Here is a 17374-nt window from a genome sequence, read left to right on the forward strand (position 1 = left end):
CCCCTGCGAGGGCCCGGCGTGACGCGACCCCCGTCGTGACGGACAATGGTGCATCGTGAACGCTCACTCACCGTCGGCCGACGACGCCCTCCGCCCCGCCGTGCCGCGTGACGCGATGCTCGCGCGCCGGGCGGTCTCGCTGATCTTCTTCCTCAACGGCGCCTCATTCTGCGCGATCCTGCCGCGGTATCCCGAGCTGGTGGAGTCGATCGGGCTGAGCAACACCGCCTTCGGCCTCGCGGTCGGGCTGGGGCCGCTCGGCGGACTGCTCGCGGGGCTGTTCGCCGCCCGGCTGATGTCCCGCTTCGGCTCGGCCCGCACCTCCGTGGCCTTCCAGCCGCTCGCCTCGACCTCTCACCTGGCGATCTACGTCTCCGGCTCCTGGCTGTGGCTGACGGCCGCGCCGCTGCTGGCCCAGGCCGCCGACGCACTCACCGACATCTCCATGAACGCGCACGGCATGCGGGTCGAGCGCCGCTACCGGCGCTCCATCATGAACAGCTACCACGGCTGGTGGTCGCTCGGCGCGGTCCTCGGCGGGTCGCTGGCGCGGCCGCCGCGCAGGTCGGACTGCCGCTGTGGGCGCAGGGCGTGGCGGGCCTGATCGTCTTCGGCGCGCTCGTGCTGGGCTCCTACCGGTTCCTCGCGCCGGGCGACGACTCGACCGAGCGCGCGCCGGTCGCCGCGACGGACGGTGCCGGTGGGACGTCGAGCGACTCCCCGGCGGGTCCGTCCGCCTCCTCCGCCGCCGAGGTGCCGCCGGTCGCGCCCGCGGGACGGCGCATCGCGGGGATGGGCCTGCGCGCGCTGGGGCTCGTGGCGGCGCTGGGCATGGTGCTCGTGTTCGCGGGGTCGACCGAGGACGCCGGCAACACCTGGGGCGCGCTGTTCATGCGCTCCACCTTCGAGGCGACCCCGTTCCTGGCCGGCATGGCCTTCGTCGCCCTCCAGGGCGCCCAGACGATCGGCCGCTTCACCGGCGACGCGATCGTGGACCGGCTCGGCGACCGCGTCACCGCCCGCGTCGGCGCCCTCATCGCCCTGGTCGGGATGAGCATCGCCCTGGTGTCGCCCAGACCGGCGACCGCCTTGCTCGGCTTCGCGGCGGCGGGCTGGGGGATCGCCACCCTGTTCCCGGCGGCCTTCCGCACGGCCGACAACCTCCCGGGCGTGCCCTCCGGCGTCGGCATCACGGTGGTGGGCTGGTTCGCGCGGCTCGGCTTCTTCCTCACCCCGCCGCTCGTCGGCGCGCTCGCGGACGCGCTGACGCGCGCTACGCGCTGTGGCTGGTGCCGATCTACGCGTTGGGGATCCTCGCGTTCTCCGGGGCCCTCTCCACCCGCCGGAGCGCGCAGCAGGGCTGAGAACCGCGGGATCGGACGGAGGGGGCGAGGATCGCGCGGCTCAGATCCGGTCGACGTCCCCCGCGCCCTCACGGGCGATCACGGGCTCGGACCCGGTGAGGTCCACGACAGTGGTCGGCTCGATCCCCACCTCGCCGGAGTCGATGATCACGTCGACCTGCTCGCCCAGCAGGTCCTGCACCACCCAGCCCTCCGAGGGCGGGTCCTCCTGCCCGGGCGAGCAGCGGCGTCGAGGACAGGATCGGCTCGCCGAGCGCCTCGACCAGCGCATGGGCCACCCGATGATCGGGGATCCGCACCCCGACGGTGTGCTTCTTGGGATGGGCCATCTTGCGCGGCACCTCCCGGGTCGCGGGGAGGATGAAGGTGTACGGCCCCGGGGTCGCGTTCTTGACCAGGCGGAAGGTCGGGTTGGAGACCAGCACGTACTGCCCCAGCTGGGCGAAGTCCGCGCAGACGAGCGTGAAGTGGTGGTCCTTGCCGACCTGTCGGATGCGACGGATCCGCTCGAGGCCGTCCGCGTCCCCGAGACGGCGACCCAGCGCGTAGCAGGAGTCCGTCGGATAGGCGATCAGGCCGCCCTCCTCGAGCGCGGCGACCGCCTGCGCGATGAGGCGGGGTCGCGGATCCTCCGGATGGATGTCGAGATACTTCGCGGAGCGACGTGATCTGGCCATGCCCGATGGTACGCCCGCACGGGGCGGGCGGGGCGGTCCCGCGCGGACAGGGCGCGCGTCGAGGCCGGTGCTGGGGCGGGCACGGGCCGGGTCAGGCGACGACCACGAACTCCCGCCCGATCCACTTGGTGCGCCGCAGGCGCACCACCGCGCTGACCGGGAGCGGCCCCATGATGTGAGGGTAGCCGCGGCCCTTCCCGTCGACGTCGGCCTCGATGTCCACGGCGATGCCGGCCGCCTCGACCCGGCCCACATCGATCTCGAGGATCACGAGGTCCGAGGGGCGGTCGGGGTAGATGCGCTTGGCGACCTTAGAGACCTGCTCGGGCCAGGAGGCGTGGAGGAAGCCCTCCTCGGCGAGGTCCCTGCCGCGGGTCGCGCGGGTGTAGACGCCCTCCGGGACCGCCGCCTCCCAGGCGGCCGACTCGGTGATGTGCCAGATCAGGGGCGAGGGCATGAGCGGCAGTGTACCGTGACCGGCATGGATGAGACCTCCGCCGACCGGGGCGCGGTGCGCCTGGTCCACGACGACGATCGCGACCGCTTCGCCGCCCTCGAGGGCGAGACCGTCGTGGCCGTCCTCGCCTTCGAGGACGAGGACGAGGTGCGCGACCTGCGCTCGACCGTCGTCGCCCCGGACCGCTCGGGGCGCGGGATCGGGACGGCTATCGTCCGCTTCGCCCTCGAGGACACCCGCGCCCGAGGGTTGAAGGTTCGCCCCACCTGCTGGTTCGTCCGCGGCTTCATCGAGCGTCATCCCGAGTACGCGGATCTGCTGGAGGACCCCGGGACGACCCCTTCGACCACCTGACAGGAGTGACGTTGACCTACCGCATCCTCACCGTCTGCACCGGCAACATCTGCCGCTCGCCCCTGGTCGAGTACGCGGCGCGCGAGGCCGTCGAGGCGGAGGGCCTCGCCGGGGAGGTGGAGATCGCCTCCGCCGGCACCACCGGCTGGGAGAGCGGCAACCCGATCGATCCGCGCGCCGGGGCAGCGCTGCGCGAGCACGGGATCGACCCCTCCGCCCACCGGGCCCGACGGATGGATCCCGAGGAGCTGAAGGGCGCGGATCTCGTGCTCGCCCTGGACCACGACCACGTCGACCCGATCCGTTCGGTGCTCGGCGCCGACCGGGCCGCGGAGACGCGCGCATGGTCCGCGACTTCGCCCCCGAGCCCGTGGAGGACACCGGCATCCGCGATCCCTGGTACGGCGACGAGAGCGACTTCGAGCTCACCTGGGAGCAGATCACCGAGGCCGTCGACGGGATCCTCGACCACGTGCGGGCCGGACTCGAGCAGGGCGCCCAGGACGGGGTCAGGCGGTGACCGCCGCGACCCCGCGACCCGGCGACCCGTCAGGCGCGGCCCCGGGGGCCGACGGGGGAGTGGGAGCGCCTCGGCGCGCCTCCGGGCCGACGGATGCGCCGCTCGGCGCCCTCGCCACCGCCGCGGCCCTGCGCTCCGGCGAGCTCGATCCCGTCTCCCTCGCCGAGACCGCGCTCGATCGCGCCCGCACCGTCGGCGCCGAGGTCGGGGCCTTCGCCCACGTCCTCGAGGAGCTCACCCTCGCCCAGGCCCGCGAGGCGGGGAGCACCTGGAAGCGGCCCGCACCGACGGCGCCCTCGAGGAGCTCTCCCGCGCCACCCCCTGCTCGGGGTGCCGATGCCGATCAAGGACCTCACCCAGCTCGCCGGCGCCCCCTTCGAGGCCGGCGGCGCGGCGGCTGCGCGGGAACATCGCCACGCGCACCGACGGGGTCGCGCGGCCGTCTGCTCGACGGCGGCACCCTCACCGTCGGCAAGACCACGACCCCCGAGTTCGGGATGCCCTGCTACACCGAGCCCGCGACCGGCGCGCCGGCCCGCACCCCCTGGGACCTGCGCCGCACCGCCGGAGGCTCCAGCGGCGGCGCCGCCGCCGCGGTCGCCAGCGGCATCGTGCCGATCGCCCACGGCTCCGACGGCGGAGGCTCGGTGCGGATCCCCGCCGCCTGCTGCGGGATCGCGGGGCTGAAGCCGTCCCGCGGCCTCGTCTCGCCCGGCCCGCACGGCGGCGAGGGGATGGGGCTGGTCACCGACGGGGTCCTCGCCCGTGAGGTACGCGATCTCGCGGCGGGCCTCGACCTGATCGCCGGGCCGCGCCCCGGCGACTTCATGCCGGCCCCCGCCCACGAGGGGAGCTATCTCGCGCGGCTCGAGCAGGGCGCGGCGCCGCAGAGGGCGCGCATCGGCGTCTTGCGCGAGCCGCTGGCCGCGGACACCGAGGTGCACCCGGCCGCGCTCGCCGGCCTCGAGCGGGCCGTGCACCTGCTGGAGGACCTCGGGCACAGCACGCAGGAGATCCCCGCCCCGTTCACCCCGGAGCAGTGGACCGCCTTCATGCCGCTGTGGACCGTCGGCGCGGCGAGCATCCCGCTCGAGCCCGCGCAGGAGGGGGCGACTGCTGGAGCTGACCCGCTGGGCGCGCGAACAGGGCAGGGCGTCCACGGGCGTCGACCTCGCCGCCGCGTTCAGCGGCGTGCAGGCCCTCGCCCGCGGCACCCTTGAGGACTTCGCCTCCTTCGACGTGGTGCTCACTCCGTCCCTCGCGGCCCCGCCCGCGTTCCCGGAGACGCTCCAGCTCAACGACGGCGCCGAGGACTTCGCCGCCCAGTGCGCCTTCACCCCGTGGACCAGCACCTGGAACATGCTCGGCACCGCCGCGCTCTCGGTGCCGCTGCATCGCGAGACGGTGGACGGCGTGGAGGCGCCCTTCGGCGTCCAGCTCGGCGCCACGCGGCCCGGCGACGAGCCGCTCCTGCTCGCCCTCGCCGCCCAGCTCGAGGCGCACGATCCGTGGCCGCTCGTGCGGACGCCGCAGTCCGCATGAGCGACGGGGGAGCGGGTCAGGCCTCCGGGACCGGGGCGTCGTCGGGCCCGACGTCGGTGCGTCTGGACGTGTGGCTGTGGAGCGCCCGGCTGATGCCCACGCGCTCGGCCGCGACGGCCGCCTGCCGTGGCGGCCATGTGCGCCGCAACGGCGAGCCGGTCAAGGCCGCCCAGCGGATCTCCGTCGGCGACGAGCCGCGGGTGCGCTCCCCGGGCCGGGAGAAGATCGTGGTCGTCACGAAGATCCTCCCCAAACGCGTCGGCGCCCCCATCGCACGTGAGGCCTACGAGGACCACAGCCCGGAGCCGGTCCCGCGGCTCGCCGCGGCGCCGCCCCGCCGCGAGCGGGGGACCGGACGGCCCACGAAGCGCGAGCGGCGCCAGTTCGAGCGCCTGCGAGGCCGCGACCAGCACCCCTGGAGCGAGGACGAGCGCTGACCTGTGGTCCTTCACGGCACAGGCCCCGCACCCGGTCACCGGGGGCGGAGCCTGTGCGCGAGGGCTGTGCCCTGTTCGTGTCGGCGCCGCTCAGCGGGCGTGGGAGAGCGGCTCCTGGCGGTTGCTGGTCAGACGCCGCAGCAGGTTCCGCTCGATCTGGACGACCTTCGGGTTCGCGCCGTCGGCCAGGAGGCGCTGACGGATCGAGGCGAGGTCCGCGCTCTCGCGGATGAACCTCTTCATCACGGGCTTCGCGCCGATCTGGGCGGCCCAGCGCATGCCCTCGCGGCGCCCCTTCCAGGTCGCGAGCATGTCGACCTCCTCGTGGGTCAGCCAGCCCTGGTTCGCGTAGTCGCCCAGGCGCACGCGGGTCAGCCGGGACTCGTCCCAGATCAGCGCGATGATGACCAGCAGGAAGATGAAGGAGACGACCATCTTGGTGCCGTACATCAGGACCGTCATCGCCATCCCGCCGCCGAGGCCCGCGGTGAAGTTCCAGGCGGCGTGCAGCGGCATGCCCGGGATCAGCGCGGGGATGAACACCAGGAAGCCCATGATCGTGCCCCACTTGCGGGTCACGAAGCCGACGATGACGCCGGTGCAGGCGGTGTAGATGGCGTGGCCGAAGATGTTCAGCACGCCGCGCATGATGAACAGGATGAGCACGCCGGCGCCGCCGGCTTCCTCGAGGATCCGGGTGTAGTAGATGATGTTCTCGGTGAAGGCGAAGCCGCCGCCGATCAGGGAGCCGTAGATCAGCCCGTCCAGCGGCCCGTTGAAGTAGCGGCGCGCCAGCAGCATCAGCACGAGCAGGCCCGCGCCCTTGGTCGTCTCCTCCACCAGCGGCGCGCTGATCACCGGGCCTGCGAAGCTCACGGCCGCCTCACTGCCGGTGACCATGTAGACCAACAGGCTGTTGAGGGTGTTGATCCAGTAGGCGCCGAAGGCGGCGATCGCCGCGCCCCAGAACACCGCGATCAGCAGCAGCGGGAAGGGTCGCGGGTCCCACCTGTCGGCCAGGAACATCACCAGCGCGATCACCAGCAGCGAGATCCCAGCGAGGAATGCGGTCACCGGCCACCACACCGGGCTCGAGCTCGCGGTGAGCACGAACTCGAGGAAGAAGTAGCCCAGCACCAGCAAGCAGGGCGAATCCGAGCACGATCGCCGAGATCCACACCAGGATGCTCACCGCGGGAAGTCGCGTGGGGTTCTGCGAGACCTCCTGCACCCGGCGGGTCTGGGTGGACCAGGCCGACTGCGGCTGAGCCTGGTCGGGACGCTGGATCTGTGCCGGGGCGAAGCGCGCGGCGGTGAGCCCAGAGGCCGGACGCACCGAGGTGTCGTAGGCTCGGGGATTGCCGTAGTCGATGTAGCGCGGCCGCTGCTGGAAGGACGGGGCCCCGGGCGCGGAGTGGGGCGCTCCCGGCCGCGGGCGACCGTTCGGCATGTACTGGCCGCCCTGCGGCGGGTACGGGGACTGGGACATGGAGGCCTCGGTCTCTGGAGGAGGTGCGGGGGTGCGGGCGGGGCCGACGACCCCGTCGGTGTCGGTTCCCCTGGACGGACGGTGCGCGGCTCCGGGACGATGCTACAGGGGAGGTTCGCCGCGCACCGGGGGGCCGGAGCGCCTGTGGACGGACCCGTCGCCCGCACAGCTCGAGATCGACAAGGTTGAGCGGAATAGACTCAACCCTGTCGACGTTGACCCCATCGAGCAGGGATGATCATCCCGAGACCACCGCCCGGAAGGGCTCGCACAGCGGAAGGAGCACCGTGGAGTTCCAGTTCACCACTCGCTCGCAGGAGGCCGTCACCGCGGCGGCGGAGAAGGCCGTCGAGCTCGGCAACCCCCAGATCACCTCGATGCACCTGCTGTGGGCGCTCGCCGGGCAGGTCGACGGGATCGCCCGCGCCGCGCTCGAGGCCGTCGGCGTCGATCCCCTGGACGTGATCCGCCGCGCGGAGCAGGCGATCGACTCCCTGCCCCGCGTCTCCGGCGAGGGCGCGGAGTCCTCGCCCACCTTCGTCGGCACCGGCTACGACGCCCTCGAGGCGGCGCGCCAGGAGGCCGACGCCGCCCACCGCACCTACCTGTCCACCGAGCATCTGCTGATCGGCATCGCACTCGGCAAGGACGCGGCTTCGAGGTCGCTCAGCGGCGTCGGCGCCACCCCACGAGCTCTCCGCGATGCCGTCCGCACACTGACCTCAGGAGATGACCGCATGAATCAGATGGACTCCCAGAACCCCGAGGGCACCTTCCAAAGCCTCGAGAAGTTCGGCATCGACCTCACCGAGCAGGCCCGCGAGGGACGCCTGGACCCGGTGATCGGACGCGACGCCGAGATCCGCCGCGTCGTGCAGGTGCTCAGCCGCCGTACGAAGAACAACCCCGTCCTGATCGGCGAGCCCGGCGTGGGCAAGACCGCCGTGGTCGAGGGTCTCGCCCAGCGCATCGTCGCCGGCGACGTCCCCGACTCCCTGCGCGGCAAGCGCCTGATCTCCCTGGACCTCTCGTCGATGGTCGCCGGCTCCAAGTACCGCGGCGAGTTCGAGGAGCGGATGAAGGCGGTCCTGGACGAGATCCGCACCAGCAACGGCCAGATCATCACCTTCATCGACGAGTCGCACACCGTGGTCGGCGCGGGCGGCTCCGGCGACGGCTCGATGGACGCCGGAAACATGCTCAAGCCCATGCTCGCCCGCGGCGAGCGCGCATGGTCGGCGCGACCACGCTCGACGAGTACCGCGAGAACATCGAGAAGGACCCCGCGCTCGAGCGCCGATTCCAGCAGGTGCTGGTGGGGGAGCCGAGCGTCGAGGACACCGTGACGATCCTGCGCGGTCTGAAGGACAAGTACGAGGCGCACCACAAGGTCACCATCACCGACTCCGCACTGGTCGCCGCGGCCTCCCTCTCCGACCGGTTCATCGCGGGGCGTCAGCCGCCGGACAAGGCGATCGACCTGGTGGACGAGGCCGCCTCGCGCCAGCGCATGGAGCTGGACTCCTCCCCCGAGGAGCTGGACATCCTGCGGCGCCAGGTGGACCGGCTGAAGATGGAGGAGCTCGCGCTCGCCGGGAGCGACGACCCGGGCTCGCTGGCCCGCCTGGAGTCCGTCCGCTCCCAGCTCGCCGACCGCACCGAGGCGATGCAGGAGCTCTCCGCCCGCTGGGAGCGCGAGAAGGCCGGGCTGAACCTGGTCGGCGATCTCAAGGCGCGGCTCGAGCAGCCTGCGGATGCAGGCCGACCGAGCGCGCGCGAGGGCGACCTCACTGCGGCTTCGAAGATCCTCTACGGCGACATCCCCTCGCTCAAGCAGCAGCCGCGCGAGGCCGAGGAGCAGGAGGGCCGCGCAGAGGGCGAGGACGAGCGGCCGATGGTCGCCGACCATGTCGGCCCCGATGACATCGCCGAGGTGGTCGCCGCCTGGACGGGCATCCCCGCCGGGCGTCTGATGCAGGGGGAGACGGAGAAGTCGCTGCAGATGGAGCGGCTGATCGGCAAGCGGCTGATCGGGCAGGAGCGTGCGGTCTCCGAGGTCTCCGACGCGGTGCGACGGGCCCGGGCCGGGATCTCCGACCCCAACCGCCCCACCGGCTCGTTCCTGTTCCTGGGCCCGACGGGCGTGGGCAAGACCGAGCTGGCTAAGGCGCTGGCCGAGTTCCTCTTCGACGACGAGCGGGCGATGATCCGCATCGACATGTCGGAGTACTCCGAGAAGCACACCGTCGCACGGCTGGTCGGAGCGCCCCCGGGCTATGTCGGCTACGACGAGGGCGGCCAGCTCACCGAGGCGGTGCGGCGACGCCCCTACTCGGTGGTGCCGCTGGACGAGATCGAGAAGGCGCATCCGGACGTGTTCGACGTCTTGCTGCAGGTGCTCGACGACGGCCGGCTCACCGACGGACAGGGCCGGACCGTGGACTTCCGCTCCACGATCCTGATCCTCACCTCGAATCTCGGCGCCCATGCTCTGCAGGATCCGGCGCTGACCGAGCAGGAGAAGCACGACCGTGTGATGCAGGTGGTGCGTGCCTCCTTCAAGCCCGAGTTCCTCAACCGGCTCGACGACATCGTGCTGTTCGACGCGCTCTCCCCGAGCGACTCGGCCGCATCGTCACCCTGCAGATCCAGGAGGTCGCGGAGCGTCTGGCCGAACGGCGCATCGAGTCGCAGGTCGACGAGTCGGCCACGCGCTGGCTCGCCGAGGAGGGCTTCGACCCGATGTACGGGGCGCGGCCGCTCAAGCGCCTGGTCCAGAAGGAGATCGGGGACGGCCTCGCTCGTCTCATCCTGCGCGGTCAGGTGCAGGACGGCCAGACGGTCACGGTGACCACTGCGGCCGACGGCGACGGGCTCGTGCTCGGCATTGCGGAGGAGCTGGAGCACCCCGCGGACGAGGCGGACGAGGAGCGACCGTCCGACTGAGCGGGCTTGCAGCCGGCCACGCCGGACAGACCCCGCCGCCCCTCCCTCAGGACTGGGCCGCACGGCTCAGCCCTGAGGGTCCCAGGGCATCGGCGCGTAGCGACGTCGTGCGTCGTACCAGGTCTCCCCGTCGGTGAGGGTCTCGCGGAAGTCCGTGAGGCCCTCGACGTCCTCCCGGACCGTGGCCTCGGCGCTCTCCAGAGCGGCGCCGCCTCCGGGCTGATCCCCCGGACCGCGTCGGCCCCCTCGCCGAGGAGATCCGCGCCCGTCTCCGCATAGGCCGGGATCGGCGTGATCGTGAGCAGGTCCGCGGAGTTCTCTGCGCTGCGGTACAACCCGCGCTCGCCGGCGCGCGCGGCCGCTGCGAGGTCGCCCTCGCCGACGGCGGCGGTCACCTCGGAACCGGTCTGGAGGACGTTCGCCCAGCTCCGATCGAGGACTCCCGCCAGCTGGCCTGCGGTGGAGCCCTCGCCCAGCACCGGTTCGGTCACGGTATGGGGAACTCGCGCGACGCGGGCCAGGGGCTCGAAGACGGTGCCGCCGGCCGCCTCGTCGAGGCGATCGTTGAGGTGCCCGAGCTCCTCGTGCGGCCCGAGCGCGGTCTGGATGTGACCGGCGACCGGGACGGAGCCGAGGGCGAGCTCGCGGTCCCCGCGCGCCTCGGCGACGATCCCCGGATCCAGCGCGAACTGCTCACCCTCGGGCGCGGCCCCGACACTGCGGGCGGCGGAGGGGACGGCATGAAGGGCCCGCCGCTCCACGGACCCCAGCCTCCGGGCGGGGTCGGCAGCGAAGGCAGCGGGGAAGTCGGGTCTGCCGGAGCCATCGGCCCCCCGATCCACGGACCCCAGCCGCCGGGCGTCGTCGGCAGGCCGCGGAGGCCCGGGGCGGGATCGCGCGGGTCCGCGGGCGCCATCGGGCCGCCGATCCAGCGGCCGGGTTCCTCGAAGATCTCCTTGCCGCCCCTGTCCCCGGGAAGCTCGGCCCGCACCGCGGCTCCGGGGTCGAGCTCCGAGGCCCGCTCCTGCTCCCACGCATGGCGTCTCAGCTCCAGCGCCTTCGCGCGCAGGTCGGCGCCGGCGGCGAGGCCGTGGTCGGCCATCGTCGCGGTGCGATGACGGTGGGCATCGGCGTCGGGACCGGTCCAGTCGACCGACTCGGCGGCCTCGCGCAGCGGCTCGATCAGCTGGATCAGGCGCGGCGCGCCCTCGCGCACCCGCTCGGCCAAATCGTCCAGGGTCTCGGTGTCGCATCCGCAGAAGGTGTCCATGGCGCGAGGCTAGGGATCGCTCGGTCCGTGCCGCCCGGGTCCGGGCCCCGATGTGGACGATGGCCGGATGTGGAGGAACGGTCGCAGGCCCTCGGCCCGAATCCGAATCCGAGTCCGAGTCCGAGTCCGACACGACCACGGCAGGACATGCGACGGCCCCGCCGCTCCAGGGAGCGACGGGGCCGTCGGTCGCCCGGTCTCAGACCACGATGTTCACGATCTTCGGGGCGCGGACGATCACTTTGCGCACCGTCTGCCCCTCGAGCGGCTCCTTGACCCGGTCCTCGGCCATGACGGCGGCCTCGAGGTCCTCGGCGGAGATCTCGGGGTCGACCTCGATCCGGTGACGGACCTTGCCCTTGACCTGGACGACGCAGGTGACCTGATCGGCCTTCAGCGGCTCCGGGTCCGCGACCGGGTACGCCACGCGGGAGACCCCGCCGGAGCGGCCCAGGCGCACCCACAGCTCCTCGGCCAGGTGCGGGGCGAGCGGGGAGACCATCAGCACCAGCGGCTCCACGGCCTCGCGCGGCACGGAGCCGGTCGAGGTGAGCCGCTTGGTGAGGTGGTTGACCAGCTCGATGAGCTTCGCGATGGCAGTGTTGAACTGCATCCGGTCCATGTCGCGGCGCACGCCGTCGATCGTCCGGTGCACCGCCTGCTTCGTGGGCAGGTCGGCCGGCTCGTCGGAGACGGTCAGCTTCCCGGTCTCCTCGTCGATCACGAGGCGCCACAGGCGCCGCAGGAAGCGCTGCGAGCCGACCACGGCGCGGGTCTCCCACGGGCGGGAGAGGTCCAGCGGCCCCATCGACATCTCGTACACGCGCAGGGTGTCCGCGCCGTACTCCTCGTACATGTCGTCGGGCGCGACCGCGTTCTTCAGCGACTTGCCCATCTTCCCGTACTCCTGGGTGACCGGCTCGCCCTGGTAGGTGAAGGTGCCGTCGGCCTCCGCGACGACCTCCTCGGCCGGCACGTGCACGCCGCGGGAGTCGGTAAAGGCGTAGGCCTGGATGTAGCCCTGGTTGAACAGGCGGTGGAAGGGCTCCTGGCTGGTCACGTCGCCGCGGTCGAAGAGCACCTTGTGCCAGAACCGCGCGTACAGCAGGTGCAAGACCGCGTGCTCCACGCCGCCGACATAGAGGTCCACGCCGCCGACGCCGCCCTCCTCACGGGCGCCCAGCCAGTACTTCTCGTTCTCGGGCCGCACCAGGACCTCGTCCTCGGTGGGGTCGATGTAGCGCAGGTGGTACCAGGACGAGCCCGCCCACTGCGGCATCGTGTTGGTCTCGCGCAGGTAGGTCTTCGGCCCCTCGCCGAGGTCCAGCTCCACCTCGACCCAGTCCTCGGCGCGCGAGAGCGGGGTCTGCGGCTCGGTATCGGCGTCCATCGGGTCGAAGGTCTTCGGGGAGAAGTCCGCGACCTCCGGCAGGTCCACCGGCGGCATCGACTCCGGCGGCGCGATCGGGGTCTCGGGATCCGCGGGGTCGTAGACGATCGGGAAGGGCTCGCCCCAGTAGCGCTGGCGGGAGAACAGCCAGTCCCGCAGGCGGTAGGTGGTGCGGGCCCGGCCGAAGCCCTTCTCCTCGGCGTAGGCGGTGGCGCGCGCCTTCGCCTCGTCCTTGTCCAGGCCGTTCAGATCCAGGTCCGCGGAGGCGGAGTTGATCTTCTCGCCCTCGCCGGTCCAGGCCCCGCCGGTGAAGTCCTCCGGCGGGCGAACGGTGCGGATCACGGGCGACTCGAAGCGGTCCGCGAACGCGAAGTCGCGCTCGTCCTCGGCGGGCACGGCCATGATCGCGCCGGTGCCGTATCCCATCAGCACGTAGTCGGCGGTGAACACGGGCGACTCGCGGCCGTCCATCGGGTTGGTCGCGAACAGCCCGGTGAACACGCCGGTCTTCTCGCGGCCCTCCTCGGTGCGCTCGTCCTCGTCCAGCGAGGCGGCGCGCGCCTGGTAGGCGGCGACGGCCTCGCGGGGGCTCGCGGCGCCGCCGGTCCAGGCCTCGTGCGTGCCCTCGGGCCACGCCTCCGGCAGGGCGGAGACGTCCGTCAGCAGGGAGTGCTCGGGGGAGAGGACGCAGAAGGTCGCACCGAACAGGGTGTCGGCGCGCGTGGTGAACACGTCGAAGCCGGCACCCTCGCGGCCCGCGAGGCCCGTGACGGGGAAGCTGATCTGGGCGCCGTGGGCGCGGCCGATCCAGTTGCGCCGCATGGAGCGGATCGACTCGGGCCAATCCACCCGGTCCAGGTCGTCGATCAGGCGGTCGCCGTAGGCGGTGATGCGCATGTTCCACTGGCGCAGGCGCCGGGTGAAGACGGGGAAGTTGCCGCGCTCGGAGCGGCCCTCGGCAGTGACCTCCTCGTTGGCCAGCACCGTGCCGAGTCCGGGGCACCAGTTCACGGGGGTCTCGGAGATGTAGGCCAGGCGGAAGCCGTCGGCGAGCCGCGCGATCTCCCCGTCGGAGGCGCCGGGGATGTCGGCGGCGCGCGGCCCTGCCAGGAGGCGGGGATCTCCAGACCCTGCCGGTCGGCGAGGGCGAAGGGATCGATCGTGCCGGCGCGCGGCTCCTCGCGCAGCTCGGCGATCGGGCGGGCGCGCCCGGTGACGCCGTCGGCGTTCGGGGCGTCCGGGTCGTACCAGGAGTCGAAGATGCGCAGAAAGATCCACTGCGTCCACTTCACGAACTCGGGGTCCGTGGTCGCGAGCGAGCGGCGCGCGTCATGGGACAGGCCCAGTCGGTGCGGCTGGCGGCGCATGTTCGCGACGTTCGCCTCGGTGGTGGTGCGCGGATGGGTGCCGGTCTGGACCGCGTACTGCTCGGCGGGCAGGCCGAAGGCGTCGTAGCCCATCGTGTACAGCACGTTCTTGCCGAGCATCCGCTGGTGGCGCGCGACCACGTCGGTCGCGATGTAGCCCAGCGGGTGGCCCACGTGCGACCCCGACCCCGAGGGGTAGGGGAACATGTCCATGATGTACATCTTCTCGGACGAGGAGGTGGCGGCGGCGGTGGCCTCCTCGAGCGAGGGGGCGGTGCCGCGCGGCTCGCCGACGGGGTTGTCGGCGTGGAAGGTCCCCTCCTCGTCCCAGCGCCGCTGCCAGCGCAGCTCGATCTCGTCCGCCATCGCGGCCGTGTACCGGTGGGGTGCCTCGCTCATGGGTGGATCGTCCTCCGAAGGATCAGTGCGGCTGTGGCCGCCAGGCAGTGGGTCAGGAAGTGGGGTGATGGTCACGTGACATGAAAAAACCCTCGCGCAGGCGAGGGGAGCCGCGTCGGTGCCTCGTCGTGGCCGGGCGCTCGCTCAGGAGCGCGACACGGTCGCGGGCCTTGTCCGACGCGGTCGCGCATAAGCAGCGACCGTTCCGTCACCGGGCCATCCTAGCGCGTCCGTTGCGGAGGGCCCCGCCCGGTCAGACCTCGAGCGGCGCGGAGATGAGCAGCGAGCACGAGCACGGTGCCGATCGTGGTGATGAGCACCGTGTCGCGGGCGAGATTCTCCGAGGCGCGGTAGCGGGCGGCGGCGACGTACACGTTCTGCGCGGTGGGCGGCGCCGCCATGACGACGACCTCGTACAGATGGGCGCCCCGCATCCCCAGCAGCGGCCCGATCCCGAGCGCGATCAGCGGCATGGCGAGGAGCTTCGCACCGGAGGCGACGGCGATCAGCCCGCGATATCCGTCGTCCTTCGCGAGCGGGCGCGAGCCGTGCAGGGACAGCCCGTAGGCCAGCAGCATCGCCGGGATCGCCATGTCGGCCAGGGACTGGACCGGTTCGAGCACCACGCCCGGGACCTTCACCCCGAGCAGTACGAGCACCAGCCCGATGGCCGAGGCGATGATGACGGGGTTCGCGACGATGCGCGCGCGACCCCGGCCGCGCCCTGGGCGTCCTTCTCCGTGACCCGGTGCAGGACGAAGAGGTAGAGAGGCGTGTAGACCGCCTGCTGGAAGAGGATCACCGGCAGGGCGTGGGAGATGTCCCCGAGCACGTAGGCGGCGATCGGGAAGCCCATGTTCGCGCCGTTGACGACGGAGCCGCTGATCGCGGTGACCACCAGATCCGCGCCGCGACGCTTCGTGAACAGGGCCACCCCGGCGATGAGCGGCGCGCCGGTGCCGAGCCCGGACAGCCCGGCCACCAGCATCGGCAGGGAGAACACGGAGCGCACATCGGAGCCGAGCGCCCCACCAGGACCAGCGCGGGGGAGGCGACGAAGAAGGTGGTGCGGTTCAGGACGTAGCGGCCGTGGGCGCCGAGCACGCCGGTGCGTCCCACTACCCAGCCCACGCCGATCATGGACCAGACGATGAAGAAGCCCGCGAGGACGCCGCTCACAGGGGAGGACGGGGCGAGGAGGAGGTCACCGCACCGATCCTATAGGGAGGGGCGGAAAGGGGCTTCCTGCGTTCGCGGGTCGGACGCCGGCCGGTGGGAGGGGCGCGGGCCCGTGCCCCGCCTCCGGGACCCTGCGGCCGGACGTCGCGGAGACGAGGGGTCAGCGGATGCCGTGGGAGGTGCGGCCGTCGATCTGATCGGGCATGCCGGGGACCGGCGCGCGCGCCGTCCTCGCCGATCGCGACGATGCGGTTGTCCTCGTCGACGTGGACCACGCGCGGGTGATGGGAGGCGATCTCGGCCGCGTCCAGCTGTCCGTAGGCCATGATGATCACGAGGTCGCCGGGGGAGACCAGGTGCGCCGCCGCGCCGTTGATGCCGATCACGCCGCCGCCGCGCTCGCCCTCGATCACGTAGGTGGTCAGGCGGTGGCCGTTGGCGATGTCCACGATCGTGACCTGCTCGTGCTCGACGAGACCCGCGGCCTCGGTGAGGACGGGGTCGATCGTCACCGAGCCCACGTAGTGCAGGTCCGCCTGCGTGACCGTGGCCCGGTGGATCTTCGAGGTCATGAGAGTGCGCAACATCGCTCGCATTATCCCATGAGTGCGAGATGCTGGATGATGGGAGTGCACGTCGTCGTCAGGAGGATCACCATGCCCAAGGCTCGCCGCCGCTCCGCCCATCTCTCGGAGCGGTTCGAGGACATGGCGTCGCCCGACGAGTCGCTCGGCGTCCTTGCCTCGCAGGGGCTCGAGCGCGCCTTCGAGATCCAGTCCGCGATCCTCCCCGACGCCCTCGCGGGCCGTGACGTGCTCGCCCGCGCGGAGACAGGCTCCGGCAAGACCCTCGCCTTCACCCTCGCGATGACCTCGCGCTTCCGCGGCCGCAAGGTGCATCGCCGTCGGCCGCTCGGCGTGGTGCTCGTGCCCACCCGCGAGCTCGCGGTGCAGGTCGTCGACACGATCCACCCCTTCGCCCGCGCGGTCGGGATCTCCGCCCAGCTGGTCTCCGGCGGCATGAACATCGAGAAGCAGGCCGAAGCGGTCGCCCGCGGCGTCGGCATCGTGGTGGCGACCCCGGGACGCCTGATCGACCTCGCCGAGCGCGGCGCGCCGCAGCTGGACCTGGTGGAGTCGACCGTGATCGACGAGGCCGACCACATGTCCGACCTCGGGTTCCTGCCCGATGTGCGCGACATCCTCGCCGCCGTCCCGATGGGCACTCAGAAGATGCTCTTCTCCGCGACGCTCGACGGGCAGGTCGAGGACATCGTCGACAACTTCCTCGTCGACCCGATCAGCCACGAGACCACCCCGGTCACCGCGGCGGTGAAGACCATGGACCACACCGTCCTGGCGATCGCCCCGGCCGCGAAGCGCGCCGTGACCGCCCAGCTCGGCGCCCGCGAGGGACGCACCCTGATGTTCACCCGCACGCGCTCGGCGCGGAGCGCGTCGCCCAGGAGCTCGTCGAGGTGGGGATCGGCGCCGCGGCCCTGCACGGCAACAAGCGGCAGGGGCCGCGCACGAACGTGCTCGCAGGCTTCCGCCAGGGCGCCTTCCCGGTGCTGGTCGCGACCGACGTCGCCGCCCGCGGCCTCCACATCGACGACGTGACGATGGTGGTGCACGTGGACCCCTCGGACGACGTCAAGGAGTACGTCCACCGCTCCGGCCGCACGGCCCGCGCCGGCGCCGCCGGCGGCGTGGTCACCCTCGCCCTGCCCCATCAGACCCGGCAGGCTCGTCGGATCCTGGGCGAGGCGGAGGTCGAGCCGCGCTGGGCGGAGGACGTCGAGGACGCCGAGCACCCCGTGCTCGAGGAGCTGGGCGGCCGCACCCCGGCCGGGGAGCCCGTCGAGGACCCCGCCCGTGTGAAGTACAAGGGCGCGCCCCGCAAGCTCGACCTCTCCCGCTCCCGCGGCGCCGACGAGCGCAAGGCCGAGGCGCGACGCACGAACGAGGAGCGCCGCGCCTCCTG

13 protein-coding genes and 7 pseudogenes are annotated in these 17374 nt (G+C 72.5%); 10 read left to right on the top strand and 10 right to left on the bottom strand.

Annotated features, from left to right (window positions below; all coding sequences use genetic code 11):
- Positions 1-55: 55 nt before the first annotated feature.
- On the top strand, positions 56-604 hold the full coding sequence (locus WKH84_RS21980) for an MFS transporter (protein WP_341855111.1): 549 nt from the start codon (positions 56-58) through the stop codon (positions 602-604).
- Between the two features lie 28 nt (positions 605-632).
- Here the strand turns inward: WKH84_RS21980 and WKH84_RS21985 are convergent, their stop codons facing one another.
- The 3 genes and pseudogenes from WKH84_RS21985 to WKH84_RS21995 form a co-directional block, all read right to left on the bottom strand.
- A complete protein-coding gene (locus tag WKH84_RS21985; RefSeq protein WP_341855112.1) occupies positions 633-1232 on the bottom strand; it encodes a hypothetical protein in 600 nt (199 codons plus the stop codon).
- 172 nt (positions 1233-1404) lie between these two features.
- Positions 1405-2041, bottom strand: a pseudogene (locus WKH84_RS21990) (L-threonylcarbamoyladenylate synthase).
- Between the two features lie 91 nt (positions 2042-2132).
- On the bottom strand, positions 2133-2498 hold the full coding sequence (locus tag WKH84_RS21995) for a DUF952 domain-containing protein (RefSeq protein WP_010551005.1): 366 nt from the start codon (positions 2496-2498) through the stop codon (positions 2133-2135).
- A 24-nt stretch (positions 2499-2522) separates the two neighbouring features.
- Here WKH84_RS21995 and WKH84_RS22000 point away from each other — a divergent pair, with 24 nt between their 5' ends.
- The 6 genes and pseudogenes from WKH84_RS22000 to WKH84_RS22025 all read left to right on the top strand — a co-directional run bounded on the left by WKH84_RS22000 (position 2523) and on the right by WKH84_RS22025 (position 5351).
- Complete coding sequence (locus WKH84_RS22000; RefSeq protein WP_263311545.1) at positions 2523-2852, top strand: GNAT family N-acetyltransferase; 330 nt, start codon at positions 2523-2525, stop codon at positions 2850-2852.
- A 5-nt stretch (positions 2853-2857) separates the two neighbouring features.
- A pseudogene (locus tag WKH84_RS22005) lies at positions 2858-3112 on the top strand (low molecular weight phosphotyrosine protein phosphatase); the annotation flags it as partial.
- Between the two features lie 83 nt (positions 3113-3195).
- Positions 3196-3372: a hypothetical protein gene (locus WKH84_RS22010; RefSeq protein WP_341855113.1), complete on the top strand. Its 177-nt coding sequence runs from the start codon at positions 3196-3198 to the stop codon at positions 3370-3372.
- Entirely contained in the window at positions 3369-4592 is a 1224-nt protein-coding gene (locus tag WKH84_RS22015) for an amidase family protein (protein ID WP_341855114.1), read from the top strand. Before WKH84_RS22010 ends, WKH84_RS22015 begins: the two co-directional genes overlap by 4 nt.
- Positions 4564-4914: a hypothetical protein gene (locus WKH84_RS22020; protein ID WP_341855115.1), complete on the top strand. Its 351-nt coding sequence runs from the start codon at positions 4564-4566 to the stop codon at positions 4912-4914. The genes WKH84_RS22015 and WKH84_RS22020 overlap by 29 nt, the downstream gene beginning before the upstream one ends.
- Positions 4911-5351: an RNA-binding S4 domain-containing protein gene (locus WKH84_RS22025; RefSeq protein ID WP_341855116.1), complete on the top strand. Its 441-nt coding sequence runs from the start codon at positions 4911-4913 to the stop codon at positions 5349-5351. The genes WKH84_RS22020 and WKH84_RS22025 overlap by 4 nt, the downstream gene beginning before the upstream one ends.
- Positions 5352-5441: 90 nt before the next feature.
- Here WKH84_RS22025 and WKH84_RS22030 read toward each other — a convergent pair whose 3' ends face one another.
- The gene (locus WKH84_RS22030; protein WP_341857007.1) at positions 5442-6323 is read right to left on the bottom strand and encodes a PrsW family intramembrane metalloprotease; all 882 of its coding nucleotides are present in this window, start codon (positions 6321-6323) and stop codon (positions 5442-5444) included.
- Positions 6235-6840, bottom strand: coding sequence for a hypothetical protein (locus tag WKH84_RS22035; protein ID WP_341855117.1), 606 nt, complete (start codon positions 6838-6840; stop codon positions 6235-6237). Before WKH84_RS22035 ends, WKH84_RS22030 begins: the two co-directional genes overlap by 89 nt.
- A 287-nt stretch (positions 6841-7127) precedes the next feature.
- On the opposite strand from WKH84_RS22035, the pseudogene WKH84_RS22040 reads away from it, so the two are divergent.
- Positions 7128-9786 (top strand): annotated as a pseudogene (locus tag WKH84_RS22040) (AAA family ATPase).
- A 487-nt stretch (positions 9787-10273) separates the two neighbouring features.
- Here WKH84_RS22040 and WKH84_RS22045 read toward each other — a convergent pair.
- The 5 genes and pseudogenes from WKH84_RS22045 to panD all read right to left on the bottom strand — a co-directional run bounded on the left by WKH84_RS22045 (position 10274) and on the right by panD (position 15978).
- Positions 10274-11056, bottom strand: a complete 783-nt coding sequence (locus WKH84_RS22045) for a hypothetical protein (protein WP_341855118.1) — start codon at positions 11054-11056, stop codon at positions 10274-10276.
- Positions 11057-11255: 199 nt separating this feature from the next.
- A pseudogene (leuS, locus tag WKH84_RS22050) lies at positions 11256-14212 on the bottom strand (leucine--tRNA ligase).
- 221 nt (positions 14213-14433) lie between these two features.
- On the bottom strand, positions 14434-14871 hold the full coding sequence (locus WKH84_RS22055) for an AEC family transporter (RefSeq protein ID WP_341855119.1): 438 nt from the start codon (positions 14869-14871) through the stop codon (positions 14434-14436).
- A complete protein-coding gene (locus WKH84_RS22060; RefSeq protein WP_341855120.1) occupies positions 14850-15215 on the bottom strand; it encodes a hypothetical protein in 366 nt (121 codons plus the stop codon). Before WKH84_RS22060 ends, WKH84_RS22055 begins: the two co-directional genes overlap by 22 nt.
- A 336-nt stretch (positions 15216-15551) precedes the next feature.
- Positions 15552-15978 (bottom strand): annotated as a pseudogene (gene panD / locus WKH84_RS22065) (aspartate 1-decarboxylase).
- Between the two features lie 120 nt (positions 15979-16098).
- Between panD and WKH84_RS22070 the strand changes: the two are divergent.
- Together WKH84_RS22070 and WKH84_RS22075 are read left to right on the top strand one after the other, a co-directional pair.
- A pseudogene (locus tag WKH84_RS22070) lies at positions 16099-16602 on the top strand (DEAD/DEAH box helicase); the annotation flags it as partial.
- Between the two features lie 266 nt (positions 16603-16868).
- Positions 16869-17027: pseudogene (locus tag WKH84_RS22075) on the top strand (helicase-related protein); the annotation flags it as partial.
- Between the last annotated feature and the right edge of the window lie 347 nt (positions 17028-17374).

Source organism: Brachybacterium sp. GPGPB12 (assembly GCF_038396325.1).
Lineage (GTDB): Bacteria > Actinomycetota > Actinomycetes > Actinomycetales > Dermabacteraceae > Brachybacterium > Brachybacterium conglomeratum.

What these genes read in the sequence shown, in the direction of transcription:
- WKH84_RS21995 (WP_010551005.1), bottom strand. Translation starts at nt 2,498, where the DNA reads ATGCCCTCGCCCCTGATCTGGCACATCACCGAGTCGGCCGCCTGGGAG.
- WKH84_RS22000 (WP_263311545.1), top strand. Translation starts at nt 2,523, where the DNA reads ATGGATGAGACCTCCGCCGACCGGGGCGCGGTGCGCCTGGTCCACGAC.
- WKH84_RS22010 (WP_341855113.1), top strand. Translation starts at nt 3,196, where the DNA reads ATGGTCCGCGACTTCGCCCCCGAGCCCGTGGAGGACACCGGCATCCGC.
- WKH84_RS22025 (WP_341855116.1), top strand. Translation starts at nt 4,911, where the DNA reads ATGAGCGACGGGGGAGCGGGTCAGGCCTCCGGGACCGGGGCGTCGTCG.
- WKH84_RS22035 (WP_341855117.1), bottom strand. Translation starts at nt 6,840, where the DNA reads ATGTCCCAGTCCCCGTACCCGCCGCAGGGCGGCCAGTACATGCCGAAC.
- WKH84_RS22045 (WP_341855118.1), bottom strand. Translation starts at nt 11,056, where the DNA reads ATGGACACCTTCTGCGGATGCGACACCGAGACCCTGGACGATTTGGCC.